Source organism: Alphaproteobacteria bacterium, from assembly GCA_041396705.1.
Classification (GTDB): Bacteria; Pseudomonadota; Alphaproteobacteria; order CALKHQ01; family CALKHQ01; genus CALKHQ01.
The window spans coordinates 42,062-58,152 of record JAWKYB010000008.1 but is presented as its reverse complement, the minus strand read 5'-3'; the positions used below and the strand labels follow the sequence as shown (position 1 = coordinate 58,152).

Annotated in this window: 13 protein-coding genes; 8 read left to right on the top strand and 5 right to left on the bottom strand. The window is 70.9% G+C overall.

Annotation, left to right across the window (positions count from 1 at the left end; genetic code table 11):
- Positions 1–13: 13 nt before the first annotated feature.
- Together R3F55_12730 and R3F55_12725 are read right to left on the bottom strand one after the other, a co-directional pair.
- Positions 14–1,117: a Gfo/Idh/MocA family oxidoreductase gene (locus tag R3F55_12730; GenBank protein MEZ5668277.1), complete on the bottom strand. Its 1,104-nt coding sequence runs from the start codon at positions 1,115–1,117 to the stop codon at positions 14–16.
- On the bottom strand, positions 1,114–2,340 hold the full coding sequence (locus tag R3F55_12725; protein MEZ5668276.1) for an ROK family transcriptional regulator: 1,227 nt from the start codon (positions 2,338–2,340) through the stop codon (positions 1,114–1,116). Before R3F55_12725 ends, R3F55_12730 begins: the two co-directional genes overlap by 4 nt.
- A gap of 281 nt (positions 2,341–2,621) precedes the next feature.
- Here R3F55_12725 and R3F55_12720 point away from each other — a divergent pair, with 281 nt between their 5' ends.
- From R3F55_12720 to R3F55_12685, 8 genes are all read left to right on the top strand, one after another.
- On the top strand, positions 2,622–3,881 hold the full coding sequence (locus tag R3F55_12720) for an ABC transporter substrate-binding protein (GenBank protein ID MEZ5668275.1): 1,260 nt from the start codon (positions 2,622–2,624) through the stop codon (positions 3,879–3,881).
- Between the two features lie 307 nt (positions 3,882–4,188).
- Positions 4,189–5,061: a sugar ABC transporter permease gene (locus tag R3F55_12715; protein ID MEZ5668274.1), complete on the top strand. Its 873-nt coding sequence runs from the start codon at positions 4,189–4,191 to the stop codon at positions 5,059–5,061.
- A gap of 37 nt (positions 5,062–5,098) precedes the next feature.
- Positions 5,099–5,932, top strand: coding sequence for a carbohydrate ABC transporter permease (locus R3F55_12710; GenBank protein ID MEZ5668273.1), 834 nt, complete (start codon positions 5,099–5,101; stop codon positions 5,930–5,932).
- Between the two features lie 158 nt (positions 5,933–6,090).
- On the top strand, positions 6,091–7,086 hold the full coding sequence (locus R3F55_12705) for an autoinducer 2 ABC transporter substrate-binding protein (protein ID MEZ5668272.1): 996 nt from the start codon (positions 6,091–6,093) through the stop codon (positions 7,084–7,086).
- 57 nt (positions 7,087–7,143) lie between these two features.
- A complete protein-coding gene (locus R3F55_12700; GenBank protein ID MEZ5668271.1) occupies positions 7,144–8,664 on the top strand; it encodes a sugar ABC transporter ATP-binding protein in 1,521 nt (506 codons plus the stop codon).
- Positions 8,657–9,649, top strand: a complete 993-nt coding sequence (locus R3F55_12695; GenBank protein MEZ5668270.1) for an ABC transporter permease — start codon at positions 8,657–8,659, stop codon at positions 9,647–9,649. Before R3F55_12700 ends, R3F55_12695 begins: the two co-directional genes overlap by 8 nt.
- Before the next feature lie 38 nt (positions 9,650–9,687).
- The gene (locus R3F55_12690) at positions 9,688–10,659 is read left to right on the top strand and encodes an ABC transporter permease (GenBank protein ID MEZ5668269.1); all 972 of its coding nucleotides are present in this window, start codon (positions 9,688–9,690) and stop codon (positions 10,657–10,659) included.
- A gap of 10 nt (positions 10,660–10,669) precedes the next feature.
- Positions 10,670–11,788 carry an NAD(P)/FAD-dependent oxidoreductase gene (locus R3F55_12685; GenBank protein MEZ5668268.1) on the top strand — a complete coding sequence of 373 codons (1,119 nt, stop codon included), beginning with the start codon at positions 10,670–10,672 and terminating at the stop codon, positions 11,786–11,788.
- Here R3F55_12685 and R3F55_12680 read toward each other — a convergent pair.
- The 3 genes from R3F55_12680 to R3F55_12670 all read right to left on the bottom strand — a co-directional run bounded on the left by R3F55_12680 (position 11,775) and on the right by R3F55_12670 (position 16,053).
- Positions 11,775–12,650, bottom strand: a complete 876-nt coding sequence (locus R3F55_12680) for an adenylate/guanylate cyclase domain-containing protein (protein ID MEZ5668267.1) — start codon at positions 12,648–12,650, stop codon at positions 11,775–11,777. The two genes, R3F55_12685 and R3F55_12680, sit on opposite strands and share 14 nt — an antisense overlap.
- A gap of 124 nt (positions 12,651–12,774) precedes the next feature.
- Complete coding sequence (locus tag R3F55_12675; protein MEZ5668266.1) at positions 12,775–13,362, bottom strand: NAD(P)H-dependent oxidoreductase; 588 nt, start codon at positions 13,360–13,362, stop codon at positions 12,775–12,777.
- Positions 13,363–16,053 (bottom strand): cation-transporting P-type ATPase, encoded by a 2,691-nt coding sequence (locus R3F55_12670; GenBank protein MEZ5668265.1) that lies wholly within the window; start codon positions 16,051–16,053, stop codon positions 13,363–13,365.
- Between the last annotated feature and the right edge of the window lie 38 nt (positions 16,054–16,091).

The window sequence follows — 16,091 nt, the reverse complement described above, 5'->3', positions numbered from 1 at the left end:
TCCTCCCTCTGTCCTAGTCCAGCGCGCCGCCGGAAAGCCCGACCGGCAGCATGGCCGGCCGCTCGGGTGCGCTCTCGATATCGACCGGCGTGCCGATCTCGGCCGACCGTTCGATCGCGGTCATCACCTCCAGCACGTGCAGCGCCAGTGCGCCGCTGGCGCGGTGCGGACGGTTGCCGCGGATCGCGTGCGCCATGTCGGCAACGCCGATGATGCGGTAGTTGTCGTCGGCATAGCCGTGCGCGGTGGGCAGCGCCTCCCATTCGGCGCGCGGCCGGGCCAGCTCGATCTGACCGCCGAAGTAGTTCGGGTCCGGCACGATCAGCGTCGCGTCGGTGCCGTAGATCTCCAGCGGCAGGTGCCTGTGCTTCGGCACGTCGAAGCTCATCACGATGGTCACGATGGCGCCGTTGCGGAAGGTCAAGAGGCCGGCGACATGGGTCGGCACCTCGACGTCGATGCTCTGACCCTTCAGCGGTTCGCTGTAGATCGGCCGGCTGGCGCGCAGCATGCTGGTCTGGCCGCTGACCCGCGCGACCGGACCCAGCAGGTTGACCAGGTCGGTGACGTAGTAGGGCCCCATGTCCAGCATCGGCCCGCCGCCCTTTGCATAGTAGAAGGCCGGGTTCGGGTGCCAGCGTTCGTGCCCGGGGCACATGAAGAAGGCGGTGCCGCCGACCGGCCGGCCGATCGCACCTTCGTCGACCAGCTTGCGCGCGGTCTGGTGGGCGCCGCCCAGGAAGGTGTCGGGCGCGCAGCCGACGCGCAGGCCCCTGGCTTCGGCGTGGGCGACCAGCCGCCTGCCGTCGTCCAGGGTCACGCACAGCGGCTTTTCGCCGTGGACGTGCTTGCCGGCGTCCAGCGCCTGCAGGCCGACCGACAGATGGGCCTGCGGGATGGTCAGGTTGACCACGATCGCGATCGCCGGGTCGGCCAGCAGCGCCTCCACCGATACCGCCGGCACGCCGAATTCGGCGCCGCGCGCCCGGGCCGCGTCCATGTTCAGGTCCGCCACCGCCCGGACGTCGAGGATGGGAAAGTGCCGCGCCGCCTTCAGATAGGCACCGCTGATATTGCCGCAGCCGATGATGCCGATGCCGACGCCCCCGTCCGTCATGTGACCTCCCCCTCGTCGCTGGCCTGCGGCCGCATCGCCGGGCCGCTTGTGCTCCACGGGGCGCTGTACAGCTGGCGCAGCGTCAGCGCCGCTGCGCCGCGCGCCCAGACGTCGTCGCCCCAGCAATGGTCGATGATGGTCACCGCGCGGCGCAGCGGCGGCGGGGTGACCCGGTCCACCGTCGCCAGCAGCGGGCCGGTCAGCAGGTCGCCGGCCCCGAGCGCGCCGCCGGCGATGATCAGCAGGCTCGGCGCGAACAGGGTGACGATATTGGCCACGGCATAGCCCAGCGCCACGCCCGCCTTCTCGAACACCGCCTTGGTTGCAGCGTCGCAGTCGCGCGCCCGCCGCACCGTGCGGGCGAAGTCGAAGGCCGGATCGGACGGCACCGCGCCGCGGGCGGCGGCCAGGATCGCCGCCTCGCTGGCGAAGTCGGCCAGCCGCGCCGGGCCGTTGCCGCCGGCGTCGCCGGGCCAGACGATCATGTCGCCCAGGTCGGCGCTGAGGCCGTGGGCGCCGCGGACCAGCTCGCCCTTGTGCATCACACCCAGGCCCAGGCTGTGCTCCACCGCCACGACGATGAAGTCGTCGTGGCCGCGGCCGTGCCCGAACCAATGCTCGGCCAGGGTCGCCAGATTGACGTCGCTCTCCACCGTCACCGCCACGCCCAGCCGTGCGCCCAGCGCCTCGGCCAGCGGCACGTCCGGCTGGCGGAAGATCGGGCTCTGCCGGCAGATGCCGGTGGCGTGCTCGACGATGCCGGGCAGGCCCACGCAGACGCCGCCGATCTTGTCGAACGGCAGCCCGGCGTCGGCGACGCAGTGGCGTACGCCGTCCTCGACGATGTCGGCGATCACGTCCGCGCTCTGCCGGTCGGTCCTGACCGGCAGGGTCAGGCTCTTCAGCACGTCGGCGCGGAAGTTGGTGGTGGCGACACTGATCTGGTGCGGGCTCAGCTTGACGCCGACCACATAGGCCGCGTCCGGGTTCAGCTCCAGCATGATGCGTGGCCGGCCGCGCGCCGCCTCGCCAAGCGGCACCACGTTGCGCGGGGTGATCAGCGCGTCGTCGAGCAGGGCCGCGGTGATCGCCGAGATCGTGGTCGGGCTCAGCTCGATCGCCTGGGCGATCTCCACCCGCGAGATCGGCCCGTGCTTGCGGATCGCGTCCATCACGTGGAAGCGGTTGATCGCCCGCATCAGCTCGGGGTCGGCCGTCTTCATCGCTCGGTCAGGATTCCTCGCTGCGGCGGCGGGCGCGCTGCCAACCGTCCGCATTTACTGCGGACAGCGGATTTTATCAAGCCGCAGAAGCGGGCCGAAGTCCGCAGCAAAGGCCGCGAGCCGCCGGTACTCTGCCGGCGGCCGGCAGCAGGGCGGAAGTTTCGCCTTGACAGCCGGGCGATGCGGCAGAACAGTTTAATCCATGATGCGGAAAAAATAACCGGGCGCTCGTGGCGCACAGCCGGCCGCATCCGCGAACGGTCAGAGGGAGGGAACGACCCATGCGGCTGAAACTCGCAGCGACGGCATTCATGGCGACGGCGCTGGCCGGCGTCGGCGCGATGGCGCAGACCACGGTGAAGTGGCTGCACATCGAGATGAACCCCGACATCGCCGCCTACTGGGAAGAGCTGGCGCGCGAATACGAGGCGGGCCACCCGGGCGTCACCATCGAGATGCAGTTCCTCGAGAACGAGGCGTTCAAGGCCAAGCTGCCGACGATCCTGCAGTCTGACGAGCGACCCGACATCTTCTACAGCTGGGGCGGCGGCGTGTTCCAGGCCCAGGCCGAGGCCGGAGTGCTGGGCGACATGACTGCGGCGATGAACGGCGACTGGGCGGCGACGCTGAGCCCGGCCGGCGTCGACGCCTTCACCTATGACGGCGTGGTCCACGGGGCGCCGATGCTCGTGTCGCAGGTGGGGTTCTGGTACAACAAGGACCTGTTCGCCCAGGCGGGCGTCGATGCCGCGGCGATCGGGACCTGGGACGACCTGCTTGCCGCCGTGCAGACCTTGAAGGATGCCGGCATCACGCCGATCGCGGCGGGCGGCGCCGACAAGTGGCCGCTGCATTTCTATTGGACCCACCTGGCGATCCGGCTCGGCGGCAAGGCCGGCTTCGAGGCGGCGACCAGCGGCGAGGGCGACGGCTTCGCCAACGAGATCTTCGTGCATTCCGGCGAGCTGTTCCAGCAGCTGACCGAGATGGAGCCGTTCCAGGACGGCTATCTCGCCTTCACCTATCCGCAGGCCGCCGGCTATTTCGGCGACGGGCTCGCCGCCATGCACCTGATGGGCAACTGGGACTACAACACCGCGCGGTCGCAGTCGGCCAGCGGCCAGGGCCTGTCCGACGAGCAGCTGGGCTGGTTCCCCTTCCCGCAGGTGCCGGGCGGCGCCGGTGCGCCGACCGACACGCTGGGCGGCATCAACGGCTGGCTGGTCTCCGCGGGCGCGCCGCCTGAGGCGGCCGACTTCCTGCGCTTCTTCCTCAGCCCCGAGCATCAGCGCGAGATGGGCAAGCGCGGCTACTTCATCCCGGTCGCGGTCGGTGCGGCCGAGGAGATGACCAACCCGTTCTTCCGTCAGATCTCGGAGAACATCGCGGCCTCGCAGTATCACCAGATCTTCTACGACCAGATGCTGGGGCCGTCGGTCGGGCGCGTGGTCAACGACGTCTCCACCGATCTTGCCGCCGGCGTGGTCACGCCGCAGGAAGCCGCCGACCTCGTGCAGGAGGCGTGGGAGTTCGAGCATTGAGGCCGGCCTGATCCGGGTGTGGCCGGCATCCGCGCGATGCCGCGCCGCGCCGGGTCGCCCGGGATCGTGTCGTTCGGTCGCCCGTGCAATCGGCCCTGTCTCTCCTCCCCGGAATTGCAGGACCCCGGCGACCGCGACATGAGCGTCGGCCCGTCCCTGTCGCGGGGGCGGGCCGACGTCGACCGGCCGGCCTAGCGGTGCGTCGGGCGCAGCCAAGGCACATGCGGGCTGTCAGATGGCGGTGAGCGAGCGAGCGGCGGCGGCGCGTTACCGGCCGCAGACGGCGGGCTCGAGCGGGGCGCGCCCGATCGGCCTGCTGCGCGACAGTCGGCTGCGGGTGGTGGTGCTGTTCCTGCCGCCGGCCCTGCTGCTGTTCACGCTGTTCGTCATCCTGCCGATGGGCGAGGCGGCCTATTACAGCGTGTTCAACTGGGACGGCTACGGCACGCCCAGCCGCTTCATCGACTATCGCAACTACGAGAAGCTGATCAACCAGCGCGCCTTCCACGCGGCGCTGATCAACAACGGCCTGATCATCGTGGTCTCGTTGCTGGTGCAGCTGCCGCTGGCGCTGGCGATGGCGGTGATCCTGGCCGGCAAGCTGCGCGGCGCGGTCGCGTTCCGCCTGATCTTCTTCCTGCCCTATGTGCTGGCCGAGATCGCGGCCGGCCTGATCTGGCGCTTCGTCTATGACGGCGACTATGGCCTGATCGCCGAGATCGCGCGCTGGTTCGGCTACGAATCCGCCCACGTTCTGGCCGATCGCACCTGGGCGATCGCGGCCATCCTCGGCGTGATCGTGTGGAAGTATTTCGGCTTCCACATGATGATCTACATCGCCGGCCTGCAGGGCATTCCCGACAGCCTGTTCGAGGCGGCGCGGATCGACGGCGCCAGCCGCTGGCAGACCCTGCGCTACGTCACCCTGCCGTCGCTGGCGCCGACCATCCGCCTTTCGGTGTTCTTCGCGGTGATCGGCTCGCTGCAGCTGTTCGACCTGATCATGCCGATGACCCGCGGCGGGCCGTCCGACAGCACCCAGACCATGGTCACCTTCCTCTATTCCTTCGGCATCGGCCGGATGGAGATCGGCTTCGGCAGCGCGGTCGGCGTGGTGCTGTTCGTGATCTGCGTGGCGTTCGCCTTCACCTACAAGAACACGGCGATGCGCCATGACTGAGCTGGTGTCGATCCGGCCGCCCGCCGCGGCGCCGGCGATGCGGGCCCCGGCATTCGACATGGCGCCGGTGTTCAAGTACCTGGCGCTGCTGTTCGTCGCCGGGCTGATCCTGGTGCCGCTGGTCGCCACCGCGCTCGGCGGGCTGAAGACGATCGGCGAGCTCAGAACCGATCCGTTCGGCCTGCCCGACGGCTGGATCTGGGACAACTACCGCGACATCGTCACCGGCCCGCGCTTCTGGGAGATGCTGTGGAACTCGCTGGTGATCGCGGTGCTGACGGTGGTGCTGACGGTCACGGCGGGCGCCACGGTCGCCTTCCTGTTCGCCCACCTGCGGTTCTTCGGCGATCGCTACCTGTTCGCCTATTTCATGCTGGGCCTGCTGTTCCCGGCGGCGACCGCGATCCTGCCGCTGTTCATCAAGATCCGCGACCTCGGCCTGCTCGACACCTATTGGGGCGTGGTGCTGCCGCAGACGGCGTTCGGGCTCGGCCTGTCGATCCTGCTGTTCCGCGGCTTCTTCCGCCAGCTGCCGCCCGACCTGCTGGAGGCGGCGCTGATCGACGGCTGCGGCTATGTCCGCTTCTTCTGGAGCGTGACCCTGCCGCTGTCGCTGCCGATCCTGTCGACGGTGTCGGTGTTCGTATTCGTGCAGAGCTGGAACAACTACCTGCTGCCGCTGGTGATGCTGAACAACGACCCGATGTTCCCGTGGCCGCTCGGCCTGATGCAATATCAGGGCGAGTACGGCACCGACTGGCCGGCCCTGCTGGCCTTCGTCACGCTGACCATCGTGCCGGCGATCCTGATGTTCCTGCTGGCGCAGAAGTACATCGTCGCCGGTCTGACCGCGGGGGCCACCAAGGGCTGAGCGCGACGCCGGCTTGTCTTGCGCGTCGGCATTGGTGTTATCATTGGCCGTCCGGCGGTGGCTGGGGCGACCCCGCTCCGTCCCGACCGGCTCGGGTCCAGCGGCCGGTTACCCCGACCGGAGGCCGGGCCCGGCAACACGAAAAATTGGGAGGAGTTATGGTCAGCACCGTCCTTCGGGCTGTAACGGCCGGCGTGGTCGCCGGTGGGTTGGCTTTCGGCGTCGCCGCGGCACAGGACAAGCCGCAGATGGGTGTCGTGGTGAAGATCGGCGGCATTCCGTGGTTCAACGCGATGGAAGTCGGCATCCAGCAGCGTGCCGAGGAGCTCGGCTGGGACGCCTGGATGGTCGGCCCGACCAGCGCCGACCCGGCGCTGCAGGTGCGCGCGGTCGAGGACCTGATCGCCCAGGGCGTCGACGCGATCGGCGTGGTGCCGAACGATGCCGAGGTGCTGGAACCGGTGCTGGCGCGTGCGCGTGAGGCGGGCATTCTGGTCATCACCCACGAATCCCCCGACCAGCAGAATGTCGACTGGAACTTCGAGATGGCCTCGTCGGTCGGTTTCGGCGTGGCCCATGCCCAGCTGCTGGCCGACAAGATGGGCGGCGCCGGCGACTATGCGCTCTATGTCGGCTCGCTGACCGTGCCGCTGCACAACGCCTGGGCCGATGCCGCCACCGCCTATCTCGAGGAGAACTATCCCGATATGCACCTGGTCGCCGACCGGTTCGGCGTCGCCGAAAGCGTCGACGATTCGCGCAGCACCGCGCTCGACCTGATGCGCGCCCATCCCGACCTCGGCGGCTTCCTCGCCTTCGGCAGCCAGGGCCCGATCGGCGCCGGCCGTGCGGTCGACGAGCGCCGCCGCGCCGGCCAGACCTTCGTCGTCGGCCCGTTCTCGCCGGGCCAGGGCCAGCGGCTGGTGCATGACGGCGTCATCACCGGCGGGTTCATGTGGAACCCGATGGAGGCAGGCAAGGTGTTCGTGACCATGGCCGACATGCTGTACGACAAGACCGAGATCACCGACGGCATGGAGATCCCGGGCCTGGGCGAGGTCCACCCCGACTTCGAGAACCACAACATCATCGTCGATCAGCTGGTCGAGCTGAACGCCGACACGGTCGACGCCTTGGCCGACATGGGCCTCTAGCCCGTACGATCCGGAACGGGCCGCCGCGAAGCCCGGCGGCCCGTTCCGATGACGGCGATGACCTACACTGCGATGGAGCCCGACCTGGGCGCTCCGCCGGCGCTCAGCGTGGGCGGCGTGTCGAAGCGCTTCGGCGGCGTCCGGGCGCTGCAGGACGTCGACTTCGAGGTCGCCGCCGGCGAGGTGCATTGCCTGGCCGGCGAGAACGGGTCGGGCAAGAGCACGCTGATCAAGATCGTCAGCGGGGTCTACGCGCCCGACCGCGGCGCACGCATCGCCATCGCCGGACGCGCCTGCGAGGGCCTGTCGCCGGTGACGGCACGCCAGCTCGGCGTTCAGGTGATCTGGCAGGACCTTGCCCTGTTCCCCCATCTCAGCGTGGCCGAGAACGTGGCTTTCGAGCAGAATCTGGGCGGCCTGCCGCGCTGGGTGCGCCACGGCCGGATGCGGGCCGCCGCGCAGGCCGTGCTGGACCGGCTCGGCGTGACGCTCGATCTCGATCGCCCGGTGCACAGCCTGTCGATCGCCCAGCGCCAGGTGGTCGCGATCTGCCGTGCCCTGGTCGCCGAGGCGCGCATCGTGTTCATGGACGAGCCGACCGCCTCGCTGACGCAGGCCGAGACCGACGCGTTGATCGCGGTCGTGCGGCGCCTGTCGGCGCAGGGTATCGCCGTGGTGTTCGTCAGCCACCGGCTGGCCGAGGTGCTGGCGGTGTCGTCGCGCGTCACCGTGCTGCGCGACGGCCGCAAGGTCGGGGTGTTTCCCAGCACCGGGATGACCCAGGCGCGCCTGACCGAGCTGATGACCGGCAAGACCCTGGAGACCACGGTCCATGCCCGCGAGGTCGGCGAAGCGCCGGTGGTGCTGGAGACGCGGGGCCTGACGCGCCGGGACGAGTATGAGGACGTCTCGATCGTCGTGCGCCGCGGCGAGATCGTCGGCCTGACCGGCCTGCTCGGCGCCGGCAGGACCGAGCTCGCCGCCACCCTGTTCGGCCTGACCCGTGCCGACCGCGGCGAGGTGCTGCTGAACGGCGAGCCGGTGCGGTTCCGGTCCAACCGCGACGCAATCCGCGCCGGCATCGGCTATGTTTCCGAGGATCGGCTGTCGCTGGGGCTGGTGCAGCCGCAGTCGATCGCCGACAACATCGTCGCGCCGGTGCTCGACCGCATCGCCGGCCGCGCCGGCCTGCTCAGCTCGCGGCGCAAGGCGGCCCTGGTCCGCCACTGGGTCGACCGGCTGGCGATCAAGATCGGCCGCCCTGAGGACGCCGTCGCAACGCTGTCCGGCGGCAACCAGCAGCGCGTGGTGCTGGCCAAGTGGCTGGCGACCGAGCCGAGCCTGCTGATCCTGGATTCGCCGACCGTCGGCGTCGACGTCGGCGCGCGGGCCGGCATCTTCGACATCGTCCGCGACCTCGCCGCCGCCGGCGTCGCCATCCTGCTGATCTCGGACGAGATCCCCGAGGCCTATCACAATGCCGACCGGGTGCTGCACATGCGGGCCGGGCGCATCGTCGGCGAATACCGGCCGGGCGCGACGGCGATGCCGGCGCTGGAGGCTGCGGTCCATGCGTGACGGCCTGGCCGCGATGGCCCGCTCGACCGAGGGCTGGCTGGTTGTCGTCGTCGGCCTGCTGTGCCTGGTGCTGGGACTCGCCACCGACACCTTCTGGACGCTGGCCAACCTGTTCGACCTGCTGAACATCAGCGCGATCAACATGATCTTCGCGGTCGGCCTGCTGGTGGTGCTGATCGCCGGCGGGATCGACATCTCCTTCGCCGTCGGCGCGTCGGTGGTGCAATACCTGACCGCGACGTTCGTCATGCAGATCGGCGGCGGCAACTGGCCGATCGGGATCGCGGTGGCAGCGGCGATCGGCATCTGCCTCGGCGCGATCAATGCCGCCCTGATCCACTATTTCCGCATCATCTCCATCGTCGTCACCATCGCGACGTTCAACGTCTTCTTCGGCATGCTGATGTTCGTCACCCACGGCGTGTCGATCTACAACCTGCCCGACTGGTGGGTGCGCCGGGTGATCGTCTACGAGCATGTCAGCCCGGAAGGCGACTTCGCCGAGATCACCCTGCCGGTCGCGGTGATGGCGGCGATGGTGGCGGCGACGTGGGTGCTGCTGCGCCGGCTCAGCCTCGGCCGGCAGCTCTATGCTTTCGGCGACAACCCGGACGGCGCACGCCGCATCGGCATCAACGTCGCCGGCATGCACTTCCTGGCCTATGGCTGGCTCGGCGCCTGTGCCGGCGTCGCCGGGCTGATGCAGGCGCATTACGTGCAGGAGGTGGTGCCGAATGCGCTCTACGGCCGCGAGCTCGATGTCCTGGCCGCCGTCGTGCTGGGCGGCGCCCGCCTCGGCGGCGGCCGCGGCACGCTGCTCGGCGCGCTGCTCGGCGTCGCGCTGATCGGCATCACCGAGAACGGGCTGAACCTGCTCGGCATCTCGCCCTACGCCTTCAAGATGGTGGTCGGCGCGGTCATCCTGGTCGCGATCACCACCACCAACATGTCGACGACGGCGCGCCTGTTCCGGAGGGCGCGCTGATGGCGCCGTCGTCCGGCATGCATCCGCTGATGGCGCTGATGTTCCGGCGCGGCGGCGGCGAGACCGTCGGTCTCGGCCTGCTGCTGGCGCTGGTGATCCTGGTGTTCGGCCTGACCACCCCGCGCTTCCTGACCTTCGGCACGTTCCAGTCGGTGGCGTTCCAGCTGCCGGAACTCGGCCTGCTGACGCTGGCGATGCTGATCCCGATCCTGTCCGGCGGGCTCAACCTCGCCGTCACCTTCACCGCCAACATGGCCGCGCTGGTGATGGCCTGGATCCTCCAGTCGATGGGCGGACCCGATGCCGGCGTCGGCGCCTTCGTGCTGGGCATCGCGGCCGCGCTCGCCACCGGCACCTTCGCCGGCTGGGTCACCGGCCTGATCGTGGCCCATGTCGGCGCCCATCCGATCCTGGTCTCGCTCAGCATGATGATCTTCCTGCGCGGGCTCGGCGAGTTCCTCACCCGTGGCGGCGACGTGTCCGGCTTCCCGGAATTCGTGGCCTCGGTCGGGCACGGCACGGTCGGCGGCATCCCGGTGCCGCTGATCGTCTTCGCGCTCTGCGTCGCGGCCTGGCAGCTGATCCTGACCCGCACCCGGCTCGGCTTCGCGACCCACATGCTGGGCTCGAACATCGAGGCGACGCGCTATTCCGGCATCGACACCCGCCGCGCGCTGACCCTGGTCTACACGCTGTCGGGACTGATGGCGGGGATCGCCGGGGTGATCATGCTGGCCCGGTTCAACTCGGTGCGCGTCGGCCATGGCGAAGCCTATCTGCTGATCACCGTGCTGGCGTGCTTCCTGGGCGGCGTCGACCCGTTCGGCGGCTTCGGCCGCACGCTGGCGGTGGTGCTGGCGCTGGTCATCCTGCAGCTGATCGCCTCCGGGCTGAACCTGCTCGGCGCCAACCAGCACCTTGCCGCCGGTCTGTGGGGTTTCTTCCTGCTGGCGGTCATGGTCGCCCGCTGGGCCTGGACCCGCTTCGGCCGCGCCCGGCTGCGCGAGTAGCCGCGCCGCCATGGAATCGGTCGAGTGCGTCGTCGTCGGCGCCGGCGTGGTCGGGCTTGCGGTCGCGCGGGCGCTGGCCCAGGCCGGGCGCGAGGTCGTGGTGGTCGAGGCGGCGGAGACCTTCGGCACCGGCATCTCGTCGCGCAACAGCGAGGTCGTCCACGCCGGCATCTACTATCCCGCCGACAGCCTGATGGCGCGCTTCTGCGTCGCCGGCCGCCAGGCGCTCTATGCCTATTGCGCATCGCGCGGCGTCGCGCACCGGCGCTGCGGCAAGCTTATCGTCGCCACCAGCGCGGCGGAGGCGGCGCAGCTCGACTCCATCCGCCGGCGCGCCCTGGCCAACGGCGTCGACGACCTGCGCGCGCTGTCCGCGCCCGACGCGCAGGCGCTGGAGCCGGCGCTGTCCTGCCACGGCGCGCTGCTGTCGCCGTCGACCGGTATCGTCGACAGCCACGGCTACATGCTCAGCCTGCTGGGCGAGGCCGAGGACGCCGGCGCCGCCTTCGCCTTCAACAGCCCGGTGCGCGCCGGCCGGGCGTCGGAGGCGGGACTGGCGCTCGACATCGGCGGGGCGGAGCCGATGGCGTTGGGCTGCCGGCTGCTGGTCAACGCCGCCGGGCTGCATGCGCCGGCGGTTGCCGGCCTGATCGTCGGCATGCCGCCTAGCCTGGTGCCGACGCCGTACTACGCCAAGGGCAACTACTTCGTGCTGGCCGGGCGCGCACCGTTCGCGCACCTGATCTACCCGGTGCCGGTGCCCGGCGGGCTGGGCACCCACCTGACCCTCGACATGGCAGGACAGGCCAAGTTCGGTCCCGACGTCGAATGGGTCGACGGCATCGACTACACGGTCGACCCGGCCCGGGCGGAGCGCTTCCACGCCGCGATCCGCCGCTGGTGGCCCGGCCTGCCCGACGGCGCGCTGCAGCCGGGCTATGCCGGGATCAGGCCGAAGATCGTGCCGCCGGCGGTGGCGGTGCAGGACTTCGTGGTACAGGGGCCGGACGCGCACGGCGTCGCCGGCCTGATCAACCTGTTCGGCATCGAATCCCCCGGCCTGACTGCATCGCTGGCGCTGGCCGACCACGTGCGCGCGCGGGCGGAGGCGGCGTTCAGTCGGCGATGACGCGATAGCTGAGCGTGGTGCCGTCCTCGCTTGCCAGCGAGGTGCCGAGCGAGATCCGGCCCTCGCGGCCGAGCGGGGCGCTGTTGCGGCGCAGTGCGATCATCGCGCCGCCGGTCTGCTGCACGAAGGTGCCGTTGGCGCTGGAATCGTGGATGAAGAAATCGCCGTGGGCCTGCTCGATGCGGGCGTGCTGGCGGCTGATCAGCGGGCCCTGCACCACCAGGTCGCAGTCGGGCTGCCGGCCGATGACCAGCCGCGCGTTCGGTCCGGACAGCCGCACGGTCTGGCCGGCGGCGCTGACCTCCAGCGCCGCCCGCGCCGCCATCTCCACCGTTGTCGGCGCGCCAACGATGGTGGCGTCCGTCTGGCCGGCGACCAGCCGGTAGATCTGGATCGGTTCCGGCTTGCCCTTGACGCTGATCGCGTCGAGGAAGCCCAGTCCGGTGCGCAGGATCGCGGTCAGCGCCTCGCGCACTTCGCCGGTCAGCAACACCTCGCCGGCCTGGGCCAGCGAGACCACGCGCGACGCCACGTTGACCACGTCGCCGAAGACGTCGCCGTCGACCATGATCAGCGGCCCGAAGTGCAGCCCGGCGCGCAGCGTCAGCGGATCGTCGTCCGACGGCGTGACGATGGCGGTGGCGCTGAGCAGCGCCTTGTCCGGCTCCGGGAAGATCGCGATCACGCCGTCTCCGATCGCCTTGATCAGCGTGCCCTCGTAGCTCTCGATCGATTCGACCACCCGCGCCAGCGCGCCGGAGACCACCCGATAGGCGGTGTCGTCGCCGTGCTGGTCGTAGAGCCTGGTGCTGTCGCAGATATCGGCGAACAGCACGGTTGAGGTCAGCGGTCGTCGGGACACGTCGGCTGCAATGTTGGTGTGTCGGATCGGCGGATTATGGCCCTCCCGCGCGGCCGGCGCCACGGCTTTGCGACCGCCCGACCCGAGCGCGGCGGGAATCGCACGGGCATGCGGGGTTTTGCGCTCAATCGCCGCGCTCGCCGTGCTGGCGCAGCCGCGCCAGCCACCGCCGGCGCGCGGCATCGTCCATCGACTCGGCGCCGCCGACCAGGCTGGTGCGGATCGGTCCGATGCCGCAGAACTTCAGGATGTTGCGTTCCAGCGCCTTCAGGCTGTGGGCGAAGAACAGCCAGCGATAGGCCAGCGCCGGCATGCCCATGGTGACCACGACGCGGGCCGACTTGCCGGTCAGCCGCTTGCGCCAGCGCAGCCCCTGCCGCGGCGCGTCCATGGCGAAGCCGGGGCGCAGCACCTGCTCCAGCCAGGCCTTGGTCAGCGCCGGCAGCGTGCCGAGCCACAGCGGGTAGACCAGGACGATGTGGTCGGCCCAGGCCAGCGCCTGCTGGCTGGGCTGCAGGCTGTCCGGCACGGTGCCGTTCCTCCAGTCGGCCGCGCTGCGGATCGGCGGCACGTCCAGCACCGCGATGCGGATGCGGCGGATGGCATGGCCGGCCGCGCCGGCGCCCTCTGCATAGGCGTCGGCCAGGGCATGGCATAGCCGCTGGTCGGACGGGTCGGGATGTCCCTCGATCACGACGATCTTGCGCGGCACCTAGGCTCTCCTTTCCCGTTCTACGGCGCCGGCATGCAGAATCCTGCGGCCGAGGCGAAAGATTTCCCCGCCGACGACCGGCACGGCGCTGGCGCCGAGGACGAGCAGCCAGCCGTCGGCGCTCGGCGGCACGATCGACAGCACCGCGGCCAGCGCCGGCAGATAGGTCGCCAGCAGCAGCAGGGCGGTACACAGGACCAGCGCGCCCCAGACATAGGGGTTGCCCACGATGTCGTTGCGCCACAGCGGGGCGGTGTCGGCGCGCATGTTGAATACGTGCCACAGCTGCGCCAGCGCCAGCGTCAGGAACGAGATCGACACCGCCTCGCCGGGGGTCAGCGCGAGCAGCTCGAGCGCGACGACCAGGGCGCCCAGGGTCGCCGCGGTGATCAGCCCGCCGTAGCCGACGACCTGGCGCCATTGCCGGCCGGCAAGGATGCCTTCGCGCGGCGGGCGCGGCGGCTGGTCCATCACGTTCGCCCGGCCCTCGCCGAGGCCGAGCGCGAACGCCGGAAACACGTCGGTGACAAGGTTCAGGAACAGGATCTGCAGCGGCAGCAGCGGCAGCGGCAGCCCGGCGATGACGCCCAGCCCGACGATCAGCACCTCGCTGAGGTTGCACGACAGCAGGTAGGTGGCGAACCGGCGGATGTTGCCGAAGATGATCCGGCCTTCGCGGATGGCGGCGACGATGGTGGGGAAGGCGTCGTCGCGCAGCACGATGTCGGCCGCCTCGCGCGCGACCTGGGTGCCGCGCAGGCCCATGGCGATGCCGATGTCGGCCTGGCGCAGCGCCGGCGCGTCGTTGACGCCGTCGCCGGTCATCGCCACCACCTCGCCGGCCTGCTGGAACAGGCGGATCAGTCCCAGCTTCTGTTCGGGGCTGACCCGCGCGAACACCGCCGTCTCGCGCACGTCGCGGCGCGCTTCCGGCGGCAGCGTCGCCAGCGGTGCCAGCTCGCCGCCGGTGATGACCCGCGCGGTCCGGTCGGCCAGGCCGACGGCGTGGCTGATGCTGCGTGCGGTGCCGGCGTGGTCGCCGGTCACCATCACCACGGTGATGCCGGCATCCTGGCAGGCGCGGATCGCCTCGCCGACGTCGCTGCGCGGCGGGTCGTGCAGCGCGGCCAGCCCGACGAAGGTCAGGCCCGGATAGGGCGCCGTGGCCGGGCTTTCGGCCGGCTTGCAGGCCAGCGCCAGCATGCGCAGCCCGCGATGGGCGAGGTCGTCGGCCAGCGCGGCCCAGCGGGCCCGCGCCGCTTCGTCCAGCGGCCGGACGGCGCCTTCGAGCAGGACCGCATCGCACTCGGGCAGCACGCTTTCCGGTGCGCCCTTCACGGCGATCAGATAGCGCTCGTCGCTGCCGTGCACCGTCGCCATCCGCTTGGAGGCGCTGTCGAAGGCGTATTCGGCCACCTCCGGATAGACGGTCAGACAGGCCTCGCGCTCCAGCCCGGCCAGGTGGCCGGCGTGCAGGAACGCGATCTCGGTCGGGTCGCCGGTGCCGGTGCCGAATTCCGGGTCGTAGGAGGCGTTGGTGCAGAGCACGCCGATGCGCAGCGCGGTCTCGACCGCTTCCTGCAGCCGCGGGCCGACCGGCGCGCCGTCGTGCAGGAACAGCCGGTCGCGATAGTCGATCGCGACCTCGCCGGCCGGCAGCACCAGCCGGTCGACCACCATGCGGTTCTCGGTCAGGGTGCCGGTCTTGTCGGTCAGGATCACCGTGGTCGCGCCCAGCGTCTCCACCGCCGACAGCCGCTCGACCAGGGCGTTGGCGCGGGCCATGCGCAGCATGCCGCGGGCCAGCGCCAGGGTGGCGACGACGGGCAGCCCCTCGGGAATCGCGGCGACGGCCAGCGCGATGCCGGCCTCGGCCATCAGCACCACGTCCTCGCCCGCCGCGACGCCGGCGCCGACGATGATGGCCGCCAGTGCCAGGGTGACCCAGATCAGCTGCTGGCTGAGCCTGGCCAGCCGCCGTTCCAGCGGCGAGCGCTCCGGCTCGGCCTCCTCGACCAGCGTGGCGATCCGGCCGATCTCGGTCGCGGACCCCGTGCCGACCACGATCGCCTCGGCCGTGCCCCGGGCGACCGCGGTGCCCTTGTAGGCCATGCTGGCGCGGTCGGGCAGCACGGCGGCCTCGGCGACCGGCGCCGGCGCCTTGTCGACCGGTACCGATTCGCCGGTCAGCGCCGACTCGTCGCATGCCAGGCTCGCGGCCTGGACCAGCCTGACGTCGGCGGGAACGATGTCGCCGCCGTCAAGCAGCACGATGTCGCCGGGCACCAGGTCCGCCGCGGCAATCGCCGCGACCCGGCCGTCGCGGCGCACCCGCGCGGTGTCCGCACCCAGCGCGCGCAGGGCCTCCATGGCGCGGGTCGCCCGCAACTCGGTGACGAAACCGACCAGGGCGTTGATCAGCAGCACCGCGCCGATGGCGGCCACCTGCGGCCACTCGCCGAACATCGCCGACAGCGCGCCGGCGGCGGCGAGCAGCAGGACGACGGCGCTGCGGAACTGGTCGACCCAGATGCCGATCGCCGCGGCGGGCGGCCGTTCGCGCGTGGCGTTGGGGCCGTGGCGGACTAGCCGGCGCGCCGCCTCCGCCGCGGAGAGTCCGCGCGTCGGGTCGACGTCGAGCGCATCGCCGACCGCCGCCGGCGTCAGGCTGTGCCAGCGACGGTCGTCCACGGGTTCCGCTCTCTCGGCTTCGGCCGGTCGCCCGGCGC

Excerpts from the sequence above, each read along its gene's own strand:
- R3F55_12730 (MEZ5668277.1), bottom strand. The coding sequence starts at position 1,117 with ATGACGGACGGGGGCGTCGGCATCGGCATCATCGGCTGCGGCAATATC.
- R3F55_12725 (MEZ5668276.1), bottom strand. The coding sequence starts at position 2,340 with ATGAAGACGGCCGACCCCGAGCTGATGCGGGCGATCAACCGCTTCCAC.
- R3F55_12720 (MEZ5668275.1), top strand. The coding sequence starts at position 2,622 with ATGCGGCTGAAACTCGCAGCGACGGCATTCATGGCGACGGCGCTGGCC.
- R3F55_12710 (MEZ5668273.1), top strand. The coding sequence starts at position 5,099 with ATGCGGGCCCCGGCATTCGACATGGCGCCGGTGTTCAAGTACCTGGCG.
- R3F55_12705 (MEZ5668272.1), top strand. The coding sequence starts at position 6,091 with ATGGTCAGCACCGTCCTTCGGGCTGTAACGGCCGGCGTGGTCGCCGGT.
- R3F55_12700 (MEZ5668271.1), top strand. The coding sequence starts at position 7,144 with ATGACCTACACTGCGATGGAGCCCGACCTGGGCGCTCCGCCGGCGCTC.
- R3F55_12695 (MEZ5668270.1), top strand. The coding sequence starts at position 8,657 with ATGCGTGACGGCCTGGCCGCGATGGCCCGCTCGACCGAGGGCTGGCTG.
- R3F55_12690 (MEZ5668269.1), top strand. The coding sequence starts at position 9,688 with ATGTTCCGGCGCGGCGGCGGCGAGACCGTCGGTCTCGGCCTGCTGCTG.
- R3F55_12685 (MEZ5668268.1), top strand. The coding sequence starts at position 10,670 with ATGGAATCGGTCGAGTGCGTCGTCGTCGGCGCCGGCGTGGTCGGGCTT.